General features: G+C 72.2%; 11 protein-coding genes and 2 pseudogenes. 4 read left to right on the forward strand and 9 right to left on the reverse strand.

What is annotated here, in order from left to right; all coding sequences use genetic code 11:
* Positions 1–39: 39 nt before the first annotated feature.
* Positions 40–948 (reverse strand): putative T7SS-secreted protein, encoded by a 909-nt coding sequence (locus ACFWW8_RS19615; RefSeq protein WP_386530232.1) that lies wholly within the window; start codon positions 946–948, stop codon positions 40–42.
* On the reverse strand, positions 948–1604 hold the full coding sequence (locus tag ACFWW8_RS19620; protein ID WP_386530233.1) for a hypothetical protein: 657 nt from the start codon (positions 1602–1604) through the stop codon (positions 948–950). Before ACFWW8_RS19620 ends, ACFWW8_RS19615 begins: the two co-directional genes overlap by 1 nt.
* A gap of 637 nt (positions 1605–2241) precedes the next feature.
* Here ACFWW8_RS19620 and ACFWW8_RS19625 point away from each other — a divergent pair.
* Positions 2242–2904 carry a GPP34 family phosphoprotein gene (locus ACFWW8_RS19625; RefSeq protein WP_386530234.1) on the forward strand — a complete coding sequence of 221 codons (663 nt, stop codon included), beginning with the start codon at positions 2242–2244 and terminating at the stop codon, positions 2902–2904.
* A 35-nt stretch (positions 2905–2939) separates the two neighbouring features.
* Positions 2940–3065, forward strand: coding sequence for a transposase (locus ACFWW8_RS19630; RefSeq protein ID WP_386530235.1), 126 nt, complete (start codon positions 2940–2942; stop codon positions 3063–3065).
* Between the two features lie 55 nt (positions 3066–3120).
* Here ACFWW8_RS19630 and ACFWW8_RS19635 read toward each other — a convergent pair whose 3' ends face one another.
* The 3 genes from ACFWW8_RS19635 to ACFWW8_RS19645 all read right to left on the reverse strand — a co-directional run bounded on the left by ACFWW8_RS19635 (position 3121) and on the right by ACFWW8_RS19645 (position 6595).
* Positions 3121–4086 (reverse strand): hypothetical protein, encoded by a 966-nt coding sequence (locus ACFWW8_RS19635; protein ID WP_386530236.1) that lies wholly within the window; start codon positions 4084–4086, stop codon positions 3121–3123.
* 217 nt (positions 4087–4303) lie between these two features.
* Positions 4304–5218 (reverse strand): 5'/3'-nucleotidase SurE, encoded by a 915-nt coding sequence (gene surE, locus ACFWW8_RS19640; protein ID WP_386530237.1) that lies wholly within the window; start codon positions 5216–5218, stop codon positions 4304–4306.
* Between the two features lie 87 nt (positions 5219–5305).
* On the reverse strand, positions 5306–6595 hold the full coding sequence (locus ACFWW8_RS19645; protein WP_386530238.1) for an MFS transporter: 1290 nt from the start codon (positions 6593–6595) through the stop codon (positions 5306–5308).
* Positions 6596–7420: 825 nt separating this feature from the next.
* Between ACFWW8_RS19645 and ACFWW8_RS19650 the strand changes: the two are divergent.
* A pseudogene (locus ACFWW8_RS19650) lies at positions 7421–8068 on the forward strand (serine hydrolase domain-containing protein).
* Positions 8069–8537: 469 nt separating this feature from the next.
* On the opposite strand, the gene ACFWW8_RS19655 reads toward ACFWW8_RS19650, so the two are convergent.
* Together ACFWW8_RS19655 and ACFWW8_RS19660 are read right to left on the reverse strand one after the other, a co-directional pair.
* Positions 8538–9317, reverse strand: a complete 780-nt coding sequence (locus ACFWW8_RS19655; protein ID WP_386530239.1) for a phosphatase PAP2 family protein — start codon at positions 9315–9317, stop codon at positions 8538–8540.
* A 147-nt stretch (positions 9318–9464) separates the two neighbouring features.
* A complete protein-coding gene (locus ACFWW8_RS19660) occupies positions 9465–10433 on the reverse strand; it encodes an alpha/beta hydrolase fold domain-containing protein (RefSeq protein ID WP_386530240.1) in 969 nt (322 codons plus the stop codon).
* Positions 10434–10544: 111 nt separating this feature from the next.
* On the opposite strand from ACFWW8_RS19660, the gene ACFWW8_RS19665 reads away from it, so the two are divergent.
* A complete protein-coding gene (locus ACFWW8_RS19665; RefSeq protein WP_386530360.1) occupies positions 10545–11117 on the forward strand; it encodes a Ku protein in 573 nt (190 codons plus the stop codon).
* 37 nt (positions 11118–11154) lie between these two features.
* Here the strand turns inward: ACFWW8_RS19665 and ACFWW8_RS19670 are convergent.
* Together ACFWW8_RS19670 and ACFWW8_RS19675 are read right to left on the reverse strand one after the other, a co-directional pair.
* A pseudogene (locus ACFWW8_RS19670) lies at positions 11155–11411 on the reverse strand (alcohol dehydrogenase catalytic domain-containing protein); the annotation flags it as partial.
* 266 nt (positions 11412–11677) lie between these two features.
* On the reverse strand, positions 11678–12532 hold the full coding sequence (locus tag ACFWW8_RS19675; protein ID WP_386530241.1) for a DMT family transporter: 855 nt from the start codon (positions 12530–12532) through the stop codon (positions 11678–11680).
* Between the last annotated feature and the right edge of the window lie 257 nt (positions 12533–12789).

A 12789-nucleotide genomic window follows, 5' to 3' on the forward strand; every position in this document is an offset into this window, starting at 1 on the left:
GCCGCGTTACAGTTTTTCCCCTCGCCCCACGCACCTGGCTCATAACCACCTTCCTTCCGCGGACTGCAGCCGCGGTTTCTCGGCCTGCAGCCGCCCGCCGCCCCGCACGAAACTGATCGCGCCGGCCGCGCCCTTCACCATCCCTCCGACGAGGTGCTCGCCGCTCACGGCCAGACTGAGCCCATGGGACATGAACTGCGCTGTCACCGACGGCATCGGCGGGGCGGCGTCCCTGGCCTTCTCGAGCATCTTGACCACTGACCGAGCCACCTCGTCGCGCTGGCGACGGGCCTCGGCCAGCTTCTCCCGGGCCGCCTTGATGCCGTCCGCGCCGGGGTCGGTGAAGCCCATGGGGCGCGCGGGCAGGGGATCCTGCTTCGTCTTGACCGCGTCGCTGTACGAGTTGACCCACGTGTTGTACGCGTCGTGCGCGGCCGCCGAGATCTTCACGGCGCTCTTGTACTCGTCGAGCGCTTCCCCGGCCCTGCCCTGCGCCCACTCCACGGTCTCCGCCAGGAGGTTCAGCGCACCGGCGGCCGTCTCAAACGCGTCCGCCGCGGAAAACCATCGCGGTGGCTGCTTCTGGATCGTGGACCTGAACGCTTCTGCGGACGCTCCCTGAACGCCGTCGTGGTCCAAACCCTTGAGGCCCTGACCCGTCACGTCGAAGGCGAGCTGGAAGTCGCTCAGGTGGGAGGCGGTCGCGCGGATCTTGGAGGGGCTGCCGTGGATCAGTTGCTTCGAATCATCGGTCTGGCCGAGCTCCGACTCGCTGACGTCTGCTCCGAGCCTGTTCGCGACGGAGTTCGCCCCGCTGCGGACCGCATTGGCGCCATCGCGCCACCCGACCTTCTCCAGGCCGTCCGCGGCCTTGTCGCCGGCCCACTCGAGGCCCTCACCGACAGCCTTGGTACCCACCCCGAGCCAGTCACCGAGATCGCGCCCCATCAGCCGCCCTCGGTCGTACGAGCCCGTGCCGCGTCGAGGACCTCACGGTCCAGCGCGCCGTGATCGGCCGCTGTGTCCAGCATCTGGGCAGTGAAACCCTTGTTCAGCGAATCCCGCTTGGCCTGGTCCCACGCCTGCTGGAAGTCGTCGCTGGCCCTCCGGGCCCCTTCGGGCGTCTCCGGCCGCATCGATCCGGTGATCTCGTCCCAGGACTTCGTCTCGGTCTCGTCCTCGTCCGCGTGCGGATTGCCGATCACGGAGTTGGCGGCAATCTTGAAAGTCCCTTTGCGGTACTGGTCCTCCTCCCAGACCATGCCGGCCGAGAGGTTGAGGGCCTTCGCGACGGCACTGGCGCTGAGGACGAGCCCGCGCACGCCCCACTCCCATCGAGAGCAGAGTTCGCCGAAAACTCCTGCCACCTGCCCGTGCCCGGCCTCCATGCCGGTCATCGCCAACTTCCCGAAGCCCCCGCCCGTCGTCGCGGCCCCGTCCGAAGCGAACTCGCGCAGCTCCCCGATCGCTGAACGCAGCCCGTCCGTGAGGTCCTTCACCGCGACCGGATCCATCTCCAGGTCGCTGCCACCATTGCTCATCACAATCCCGCCCCCATGATCATCTGCAAGAGTACGGAACTTCTCGGAGCTGGCCAGCGGCATAAATGGTCAATTTCTTCCATAGTTAGTCCATAAAACTCCTGGTTCCTGCTTGGAAGCCCCGAACGAGGGCTGCTCCTGGAGGGGTGCGGACTCGACGGGGCAACCGGTCGTTCCTGTGCGTGCTGAAGCAGTGCTCCTGATGCTCGTCTTCGCATGGGAAGCCGAGGTCGTCACCTCCGCGCCGGGAGCGTCGCTCCTCGCTTGGGGTCATCCCCGCGTGCGCGGGGAGCAGGCTCCCCGCACGTGGCCTGCACGGCCGAACAGTGGCACTCGGCCGCCGCGGCGGCCGGGGACCGCATGCGCGACGCGAACTACCGGGGACGAACCGGCTGGGAAGCAGCCGCAAGGACAGCCGTGCACGCCGGCCGGTCAGTCATCGAAGGTGTCCCCTCCTCCATACGACCAGAGGAGGGGACACCTGCTCGGAAGTTGCTACAGGTGATGAACGACGCCCTGCCGTTCCCGGAGCGACGAGCGGCATTTCGGGACAGCCCTTAGGACGCTTCTTTCGGATCAAGCCAGTGGTGGGAATGATTCAGACGAACATCAGGGTGCGGGAGCGTACAGGGGAACTTCGCCGGGGAGCCGGGCGTCTGAGCAGCAGGACAGTGATCACTGGCGTACGGGGGTAGCGAGTATGACGATCACGCTGGCCGAGGAGATCGTGTTGCTCTCCCTGGACGACGAGTCCGGATCGGCAAAGCAGAGGCAGGCCGCCAGCTGGGCGGTGGCGGGTGGGATCCTGCTCGAACTGGTGCTTGCTGGCAAGATTGCAGTCGAGGGCAAGCACCTCGAACTGGTGGACACGACTCCCACCGGAGATCCGCTGCTCGACAGTCGGACGGCGCTGGTCGAGACCTGGATGCGGGGTCGCCGCAAGCGCCGGGTGACGGAGTGGCTGACGAAGGACCAGTCCAAGGCCGTCGCTGCGGCTCTTGAGCGCCTGTGCGAGCGCGGGGTGGTCGTGGAGGAGAAGCGCAAAGCACTCGGCGTGTTCCCGATCCGTCGCTACCCCGAGGCCGATGCCGCGGTGGAACGGGAACTGCGGGACCGGCTCCGGGTCGTGGTGCTGGAGGGCGCCGAGCCGGACACACGGACAGCTGGCCTCATCGCGCTGATCCACTCGGCAAAGCTGCACCGTCTGGCCTTTCCCGACGGCCAGCGCAAGGAGATTGCCGCGCGGATGGAGGAGATCGCCACAGGGCAATGGGCAGCCGGGAGCGTCCGCTCTGCCATCCGCGACATGCAGGCGGCGATGGTCGCGGTCACGGTGGTCACATTCGCGGCAGCTGGCAGCTAGCCCGTCCTTCGGATCATCTGATCGTTGGTTGACGTGTGTCGTTGACCGACGAGCGGTGGGCGCGCATTGAGCCGTTGCTGCCGGAGCGGACGTCGAAGCAGGGTGGTCGGTGGCATGATCACCGGCGAATGATCGACGCACCCGAGCGCTTCGGGTCGTGACCGAAGGGGCGCGCTCCCGGCCCGGCGCCGGGGGAGCGCTCCGCGCTTCACCGCGTCACTGCATGACGGTCACCGGCGGGTGCCGGGGATCGGTGGGGCACCCGTAGAACTGCAGCGTGTAGCCGCGGCCCACGGTCAGGTCCGTGGGGGCGGCTGACGCGCCCTGCGGCTCCTCGACGGGACGCCAGCTGGAAGTCTCACCCTGCCATTCGGTGTGGTCGAGGGTGAGCAACGGCTCGCCGACGGCCGAGCACTCTCGGCAGCGCAGCTCTTCCGGACCGCCAGAGTCGCGGAACGTGAATGGGGCGGCCCAGCCGCCGGCCTTCCATCCCGCTGCGACGGACAAGTCGTCCCGATAGTCGAGGGATCCGTCCGTCCAGCGGCCGATCCGCTCGGCCAACTCCCTGTCCAGATCGTGTGCAGCCGGGTACTCGCGGACCCGTTCCGGATGGAGTACGCACGGGACCGGCACCAGCTCGTACGTGCCCACGTACGCAGGCTCCGGCGCGGCGGCCAGGACCTCCGCCACGTCGCAGGCCCGTCGCCAGCGCAGCTGGACGGATTCCGTGCCCGGTTGGTCTTCGATGTCGATGAACGGGCACCACAGCACCTGGAGCAGGTCGGTGCCCTCGGGGAACGGCAGGTCGGGCACGTCCCGGGCGTACAGCTGCGCAACCGGAATCAGCGGGTGTGGGCCCTTGGGCAGTAGCGCTGGATCGTGACCGGCGTGGATCCGGGAGACCTCGGCATGGTCCTCGTCCGTCCAGACGTCGAGGGCGCGGATCCGCCGGAGCGTGCGCACCTCCTCGGGCGTGTTCAACTCGAAGGGGGCGTCGTGCTCCTGCGAGCACGACGCCCACGGCTCACCGGCCGGCCACAGCAGCGGACCGCCCACCGAGCTCTCGTGCACGGTGGGCGAGCCGGGCCGGGGGTGCAGCCGGGTAGCGGTCCTGGTCATGCCCACGAGCTCCGGGAACAATGCGGCGACGTCGAGCGGGCGGGGCGGGGTGGTAAGGGTCATGCTTCCCTCTCTCGGAACGGCAACCCATATCCAAGCAGTGCGTACTGACACCTGCACGGCCCGGTGCGGCTGTTCGTCGTTTTCGGATCTTGACGGATCGGCCGCGTCGTCCGGTGCCGGGCACTGCACGGCGGAGGGCTTCCCGCGTACTGGACGTACGGGGGAGGCCCGACAACGCGGTGGGGCACGCGCCGTCGCAAGAACCGGAAGAGACGGGTTAGGGTTGCAGGCCCGCGAGCAGGGCGGCGGTGAGCGCCCGGTCGAGGGGGGCGGGGTTCCAGTCGGCGTTCATCGGGCTGACCGCGATCCGGCCCGCGCTGACGGACTCGACGTCACCGCCCTTCGCGGCGGGTCGCGGGGCCAGCTTCACGGTGACCTTCCAGGTGCCGTCGCCGGAGTCGGTGAAGTCCGGCTCCAATAGGGTCTGCGGGTCCTGGAACGTCGTGGCCACGCCGGATGCGCCGCCCTTGCCGTCCGCGCCGATGACGGGGTGGTTCACGTTGAGACCGATGCCCCGGGGAAGCAGCGGGCCGGAACGGGCGCGGGAGCGCAGCCGGTCGATCAGCTTCACGGCGAAGTCGACGGTGGGACCCATGGCGTTGACGGTGGTGACCGGGTCGGGAGCGGCGAGGCCGCCGGTGCTCAGGGCGATGGCCGGTACGCCGGACTCCAGCGCGGCGACCGCGCCGCCGACGGTACCGGAGTGGTTGGCGAGCCCGGCGACGTTCGGGCCGAAGTTGGTGCCCGAGACCACCAGGTCGGGGGCCTTCCCGCCGAAGACCTCGGCCAGGCCGAAGGCGACGGAGTCGCCCGGGGTGCCGTCGACGGCCCACACCTTCGGCGCGGGGTGCCGCACGGCGATCGAGGCGGCGCTCGTCACCTTCGTGCCGGTGCCGCTCTGGTTGGTGAGCGGAGCGACGATCGTGACGTCGTGGCCGGCGGCGGTCAGGCGCTCGAAGGCCTTGCGGATGCCGGGCGCGTCGTAGCCGTCGTCGTTGGTGAGCAGAATGCGCAGCGGGCCGGTGGGCGAAGTGTGGGGGGTGTGAGGGGCGGCGGCCGCGGGCGCGGTTCCGGTCAGGGCGGGGGCACACAGCAGCAGGGCGGCGATCGGCAGGACTCGTTGGGGTCTCACGTGAATGCTCCTTCGAGGAGGGTGGAGGTACGGGGAGTCGTGGGGTCGGGGGTACGGGGGCGTCGGCGCCCTTGCGGCCGCAGGAGATCAGCGCACGCTGCGTATCGGGAGGATCGCGAGCGCCCCGATCAGGGAGAGGGCCCCACCGACGAGGAAGAGCGGGGTGTAGCCGCCCAGGGTCGTGACGACCGCCGAGGCGACGAACGGGGCGATGATCTGAGGACCGGCGTTCGCGACGTTGAGCACACCCATGTCGCGGGCGGCGTCCTCGGCCCGGGGGAGCACCAGGGTGACGAGGGCGGTGTCCACCGCCATGAAGCAGCCGAAGGCGAGGCCGTTGAGGGCGCTGAAGACGAGCATGCCCGCCCAGGTCGGACTGATGACGGGCACCACCATCACGAGCCCGGCGAGGGCGGCCGAGACGCCGACGAACACCTTGCGGCGGTCCCAACGATCGGACAGCAGGCCGCCCACGACGGTGGAGAGGGCCATCGCGACCATGGAGACCGGGGTGAGAACCGCCATTGCGGCGGGCGGTGTCATGCCGGCGGGCAGGGTGATGTGGTCGCCGAGGATGTAGAGCTGGTAGCCGACGACGGAGAAGTATCCGAGGACCATCAGGGCCCGGCCGATGAACGCCCACCGAAAGTCGTGATGCGTCAACGCGGATACGAAAGTGGCCAGTTGGGGGCGTTCAGGCGGCCCGGCGGCGGCGTCCGTTGCACCGGCTGCACCGGCTGCACCGGCTTTACGGGCGCCGCGCGGCCGTGGTGCGTCCCGGCAGATCGCGGTCAGCAACAGTGCTGCCGTGGCGATCACCACGCCGAAGACGAGATATCCGGTGCGCAGTTGGCCAGCGGTCTGGGAGGCGATGAGCACGCCCGCGGTCCCGCCGATCGGCAGCCCCAGCCCGACGAGCGCGGACGCGGTACCCCGGCGGGCAGCGGGTATCCGGTCGGGCACGATGGCGGTGACGGCGGCCTGGTAGGTGTTCATCGTCGCCTGGACCAGGCACCATCCGATGCCCACCAGCAGGGCGGTGTCGACGCTGCCGAGGAAGGCCAGGCCGGCCAGCGAGCCGAGACCACCGGCCATGATCCACGGGCTGCGTCGGCCGCTCCGGTCCGACAGTGCGCCGGCGATCGGGTTGAAGGCCGTCGCGAAGATGGCGCTGATGCCTCCGATGAGGCCGAGGAGCGCGACCTTGTCGTCGGGGGCGATCGCGGCGATCTGGGTGGGCAGCAGCACGGAACCGACGCCCATGTACACGGCCATCATCGCCGAGTTGGCGACGAGTAGGAGCGGAAGGAGTCCGCGTCGGCGGGGCGGTTCCGCGACGTCGGGTGCGGGTGGGTCGGCGATGTCGTTCGTGTTCACGGCGACTCCTCGGGGAGTGGAGCGGGAGGTGGGGAGGTAAGGCGGGGGCCGGGCAGTTTCGGCGGGGGCGCTGGAACGCGGACGGGGCGGGCGGTTCCGCCTGAACGGCGCGGGGGAGCGGGGGGTGTCCGTCGGAGGGGGTGGGCGACGGGAGTTCACACGATGTTGTTACACGTGTCACCAAATGCGCTGGAGACTGTGTAGCACCCCGTTCCGGGGCTCCGCTAGGGGCTGTGCGAGGTCGATGTGCGGATCGTGACCGGGCCGGATCGCCCGCGCCACCCCGTACAACCGGTGGCTCGAGGCGACCGGCGGGACGTCGTGTTGGGGAGCCCCCTTGTCTTGGCGGGCATCGTCAGACATCCCGAAGCGCAGTCTCGACTGTCGCTTCATCCCGCGAGGGGGGCACACCCGCGGAGAGGGCGGACGAGAGTTCTGAACGAGCCGCTGTGCCCCAGTGGCTCACATGCGCTGACCTGCGCAGCGCCCTTGTCCCGAGGGCACAGGTCCACAGGGCGGCCCGCGCGGTACCGGGGGAGTCCAGCCCTCATCGCGTCGCTCCGGCACCCGGACCGCATGACTGAGGCGGCGGCCGGTGCGTCCCGGGCGGCTGGCCGTCGGCGGGCCCCGTTCGGACCGCTCTGCTTCGGGAGTTCACACCATGGGTGCACGCATGCTGTCGAAGGGCCGGGCTCTTCAAGCGCTCCTGGCGTTGACGTTGTCCGCCGCCGTGACGGGCGCGATCGCACTACCGCCACCCCGGCCGGGGCGGTGAACGCCGTTCGGGGCGTGTAGACGAAGCCGGGGGCGAAGGAGCTGGCGGAGCTGTCCCAGCGGGTCGCGGACACCGATTCCCCGGGTGTGATCGTGTGGGTCGATCGGAACAAGGGGCCGGCCGTGGAGATCGCGCGGCGGGCGGCCCGGACCGGGGCCCACCACATCCTCAAGGCGAACGACCAGTTCCGGGTGGCCTCCCACACCAAGACCCTGACGGCCACTCTGGTGCTGCAGCTTGTCGCCGAGGGGAGCGTTGACCGTGCCGACCCGATCGAGGAGTGGCTGCCCGGCCTCGTCCCGGGCGGGCGGGCGATCACCGTCAAGACGCTCCTGAACCACACCAGCGGCCTGAACGACGTCCTCCTGCACCCCGATGTCCTGCCTCACCTCCCCGGGATCGAGCAGCGCGAGGGGACGCCCGAGCAGCCTCTGGCCCTGATCAGCGCCCAGAACGCACCCGGGCAGCAGTTTTCCTAAAGCAACGCCAACTACGCCGCCCTCAGCCTGGTGCTGGAGAAGGCCACCGGGAAGCGTCTGGCCGACCTGATCGAGCAACGGATCACCCGGCCGCTCGGCATGAAGCACACCTACCTGTCCACCGGCGCGTGCTGGCGAGCGGGCAGGGGACTGCCCCCCCGCCCAGGTGAAGCAGATGCGCACCACCGTCGCGCAGGACCCCGCGGACCCACAGGGTGACCGGTACGGGCTGGGCCTGATGGAGGTACACACACTGTGCGGGACCTTCGGAATCAAGGAGCCCACAGCCGACACCACGAAACGAGGCCAGGTCAACACCGCAGCCTGCGCCGGGTTCTGCCGCCGGCCGCTTCCCACCACGACCGTCACCCCGGTACGCGGAGCCGTACCTGCCCACGCGTCACGACGTCCTTCACGGCCGCAGAGCGGCCTGACGAGTACGCGCCCTGCCGCTGCGCACGCTGCGGGGCCGAGGGGGTCGCCGTACCGGACCAGATCGACCTCGTGGGCCGCGACGATCTCGTCCTTTCCGCGCCCCGGCGGCCCGCTCTCGGCACGGTATGCCTCGACCTGCCGTCGCCCGCCCGGTCCGCGGAAACCCTGTGCGAGCCGGCCGAAAGCGCCGCCGCGCGGCCGGTGCCCGCGATGGAGGCCGGCCTCGTCCGATGGCGGACGTCCTGAGGTCTCGTCAGGGACTGGTGGGTGCGGGCCCATCCGTCCGGAGCGCGGGCGCGGGTAGGAGCACGGCTGTCGGCTCGGGGGCCGCTGCGCCCGCAGCCGCCCCCCGGCGGCCGCGGGCGCGTACGGATTCCCCGGCCAGCGCCGGTCCGCACAGCCACCACGCGACCAGGGCGACCCCCGCCCCGGCGGCGGCCCCGGCCGCTGTGTCGCTGAGCCAGTGGGCGTGCAGCCAGGTGCGGCTCCACATCATGGCCAGCGTGAACACCGCGCCCCCGATCCACCACGCCCGCCGCCGGGCGGCCGGGACCAGCAGCGCCCCCACGAGGACGACCAGCAGGGCCGCCGAGGCGGCGTGCCCAGACGGGAAGGAGCCGTGGTCGACGCGGACCAGCGGGTCGGCCGGGCGCGGCCGGTCCACCAGGTGCTTGAGGCCCTGCACGACGAGCACGTTGCCGCCTAGGTAGACGCCGAGCATGAACGCGGCCGATACCCAGCGTCCGCGCAGCAGCAGCACCAGCAGCAGGCCGAGGGGCACGACGACTCCGGGCGGCCCGCCGAACCAGTTCAGCGCCGCGGCCGCCGCCGCGTACAAACCGTCGTGGGGGCCGCCCATCCAGCCCAGCCACCGGGCGTCGAGCGCCTGGAACGGGGGATCCGCCAGATCCGAGCGGACGACGAGGGCCGCCAGCCCGGCCAGGCCCAGCAGGACGAGGCCGAAGAGGAGCGCACCGCGGCCGGGGCCGTGCGGGGCGGGACCGTCGGGTGGGGCGACCGGGTTCCAGGACATGGACTGCCTCTCGCGCCCGCGGACGTGTGCGCGGGCATGGGGGTGAGCTGGGCGGATGGCGGATGGCGTACGGCGGGACGGAACGCCGGGCGGTGTGCGGTGTGCGGTGTGCGGTGTGCGCCCGAGGGTGTGCGTCCGGGTGGTCGGTCAGGCCCCCGCGCCGAGGTGGGCCGCCAGGAACGCGACGCTCTCCGCGACGATCGGGGTGACGTCCGGCGCGCCCAGGAAGATGTGGTCGGCGCCCTCCACGGGCCGCAGCGTCACCTCACCGCCGGCGCCGCGCAGCGCCTCGGCGAGCACCTCGCTCTGGCTGTACGGGACCAGGCCGTCGCGGGTTCCGTGGATGAGGAGGAACGGCGGAGGGGTGCCGCCCCCGCCGTGCGACGGCACCGCGTACGTGACCGGGCTCGCGGCCCGAGCCAGCGCCGGGCGTGCGGCCTCGGTGCCGCCCAGCAGGGTCGCGTACGGGTCGGGGAACTCGCCGCCCGACGGCATCGGCGGCATGGGGTGGTCGGCGAGGGCGACCAGGTCGGACACGCCGTACCAGTCGACGACGGCCAGGACGCCGGTGTCCCCGGCGCCGACGCCCTCGGTACCCTCCAGGCGTGCACCCTCCGTGCTGCCGGGGCCGGTGACTCCGGCGAGCGCGGCGAGGTGGCCGCCCGCCGACTCGCCCCAGACGCCGATCCGTTCGGGGTCGATGCCGAGGGCGTCGGCGAAGGCGCGGACGTAGCGGATGGCGGCCTTCACGTCGTGGAGCTGGGCGGGGAAGGGCGCTTCGAGGCTGTGCCGGTAGTCGATGGAGACGAGGGCCAGCCCGGCGGCCAGTACGGCGCCGTGCAGCAGGGCGGCGGGCACGGTCGGCGGCGGGTAGCGGCGGTCGCCCTCCAGCCAGCCGCCGCCGTGGATCCAGACCACGGCCGGGAAGGGGCCCTCGCCGGCCGGCACCTGGACGTCGAGCAGCCGGGGCCGGTAACCGGGGGTGGTGGCGTACGTGACCCCGTCGAAGCGGCGGACTCCGTCGGCGGCCGTCACGGGCGGGACGGGGGGCTGGTAGGGCGGGGGCGGCCAGGTCATGTCGGCGAGGTCGAACCCGACCGGAGGGGACTGGGTCATGAGGGGAGTCCTTCGCGAGGTGGGACGGCCGGGGTGGCCGAGGCGGCCGTCGGACATCCAGGAGGGTGCTGCGGAGGCACGTGGGTTACACGTGTAAACGCGACTGTAGCGATGTGTTTCCGTCGCCGACAAGACCATCGACGCCCCGACTTCGACCACGCCGCGCCCGCCCGGCCGGCGCCGGCCGCGGTACGACGTCAGCCGGCTCGACGGGCGGCCGCAAGTCCCGGGGGAGAGGGGACGGAAGGGCGGTGGTGGTGCTGGCGCGTCCGGTGGGGGCGGGGTGTCGACGTTCGGGCTGCTCAGCCTGCCGGTGGGTCGGTAAGCGCCGGCCGACCGTCATGCGGTCCACTCCGCCGGCTCCAGCGCGGGACCTCGGACCGGATCCGGAACCGCCGGGCGAACGAGCGCACCGGCGACGAAGCCGGCCCGGACGACATCGTGAAGGGTCGCGAGAGCGGCGGGGAGCACGTCCCGGTCGGGCCGAAGGAGCTCGACGACATCGCGCCGGGCCGGAGGCGCACGCTGGAGATCGGCGCCGTCGTCGCCCTGGACGACATCGGCCCGATCTTCTGCGACACGAGTACTCCCCGGGCCCGAAGGGCGCCGAGTGCGGCACCGTGTACGCGCTGCCGGAGAAGGCCTGGGCCACGGCCGACCGGGCGGGTGTGGCGACGTTCGTGATGAGGGGCCGGGAACACCTCGTGGCGCTCAGGAACGGGAACCGCGCGGTCACCCGGTCCCCGGCGCGCCACCCGGTGACGCCCGACCCCACCGCCTCCACCACACCGGCGAGTTCGTGGCGGGGCACGTGCGGAAGCGCGATGTCCGGGTCGTGGCCCATCCACCCGTGCCCGTCGCTGCGGCACGGCCGGTGGCCTCCACTCGCATCGCCACCCCGCCCGTCGGCGGAGCCGGGTCCGGTACTTCCCTGACCTCGGCCCGTTCGCCCAACCGCTCGAACACCACCGCGCGCACGCCAACCGCCTTCCGCTCCGCTGGACTGCCCGCACGCGACCCCCGCCCTCCCTCCCCGGGCCCGCGTACCTCGCACGGTGTGTGTCCGGGCCGGCCGCCGAGGGCAGGCAGGCTGCGGGAGAGCCGTCGTGCGGGCGGCGCCCGACAAGAAGGGTGACGTCGCGACGTAGGCGTGACCCGGGCGTGTGCCCCGCGCGTGCCTCGGCCGCCCCCGCCCGATCGGGCCCGGGACGTGCCCCCGCGAGAAGGGACGGCGGGCGGCGACGCTACGGCGCGCCGTCCCCGGCCCGGGCCAGGGCGAGGACCCCGGCGCAGACCAGGGCGACGCCCAGTAGTTGGGGGAGCAACCACCACTGGGTCCGCAGGTGCTCCTCGAACAACACGACGCCGAGGGCGACGCTGACGCTCGCGTCACCGAGGGTCAGCGCGGGCTGCGAGGCGACCAGTGGTCCGCCCTGCATGGCGTGTTCCAGGAGCAGCAGGGCGCAGATGCCGCTCGCGCCGAACGCGTACGTCTCCCAGGTCGTCAGGAACGCCGCGACGCCCCCGTCGTCGAGGACGTGCACGGCCGACTTCATCAGGGCGGCGGTGAGGGCGTAGCACACGGCGGTGGCCGCCCCCAGGCAGCCCGCCCGGGCCCGGCCGGGCGGCCGGCGCAGCCCCGCCACGGCCAGGACGCCCACCGCGACCGCGCACGCCACGAGGGCCATGACCCACCGGTCGAGCGGTGCATCCGTACGGTTCCCCGACGGCGAGGCGGCCGCCAGCGTGACCCCGAGCCCGGCCACCACCCCCGCGACGGCCAGCCACAGCGCCCCGGGCAGCCGCTGCCGCGCGACCAGCGAGGCGATCAGCAGCGCGAGCGGCAGCTCACACACGAACAGAGGCTGTACGAGGGCCATCGGGCCGGTGGCGAGCGCCACGGCCTGGCCCGCTCCGGCGGCGATCACGGCCAGGATCCCGCCGATCCACATCGGCCGGCGCAGCAGGTCGAGGATCAGGCCGAAGCGGAACCCGTCGCTCTGCGGCACGGTGAGTGCGGCCCGCCGCTGGAGCACGGTGGCCAGCGCGTTGCTGAACGCCGCGAACAGCGCGAAGAGGACCGGCAGGACGACGCCCATGCCCCGATCCTCACCGCGCCCCCGCCGCGGCCGCGCCCCGACACCGTCCCGGCGCCGTTTCGCCCCGCGCGTTTCCCCCGTCCGGGCCTGTCCCGGCCCGGACGCCCCGTAGCGGCAGGCCGAGACGCCCGCCGAAGACGGGCGTCACCACCGAGGCACGCAACGGGTGTGGCGGGTGATGCACAAGTGGCGGTGCCCCCCCAGCCCCCGGCCCCCCGGCCCCCGGCCCCCCCGGCTCCCACCCCCCCCGGCTCCCA

The sequence above is a fragment of the Streptomyces sp. NPDC058701 genome, from assembly GCF_042715295.1.
Taxonomy (GTDB): domain Bacteria; phylum Actinomycetota; class Actinomycetes; order Streptomycetales; family Streptomycetaceae; genus Streptomyces.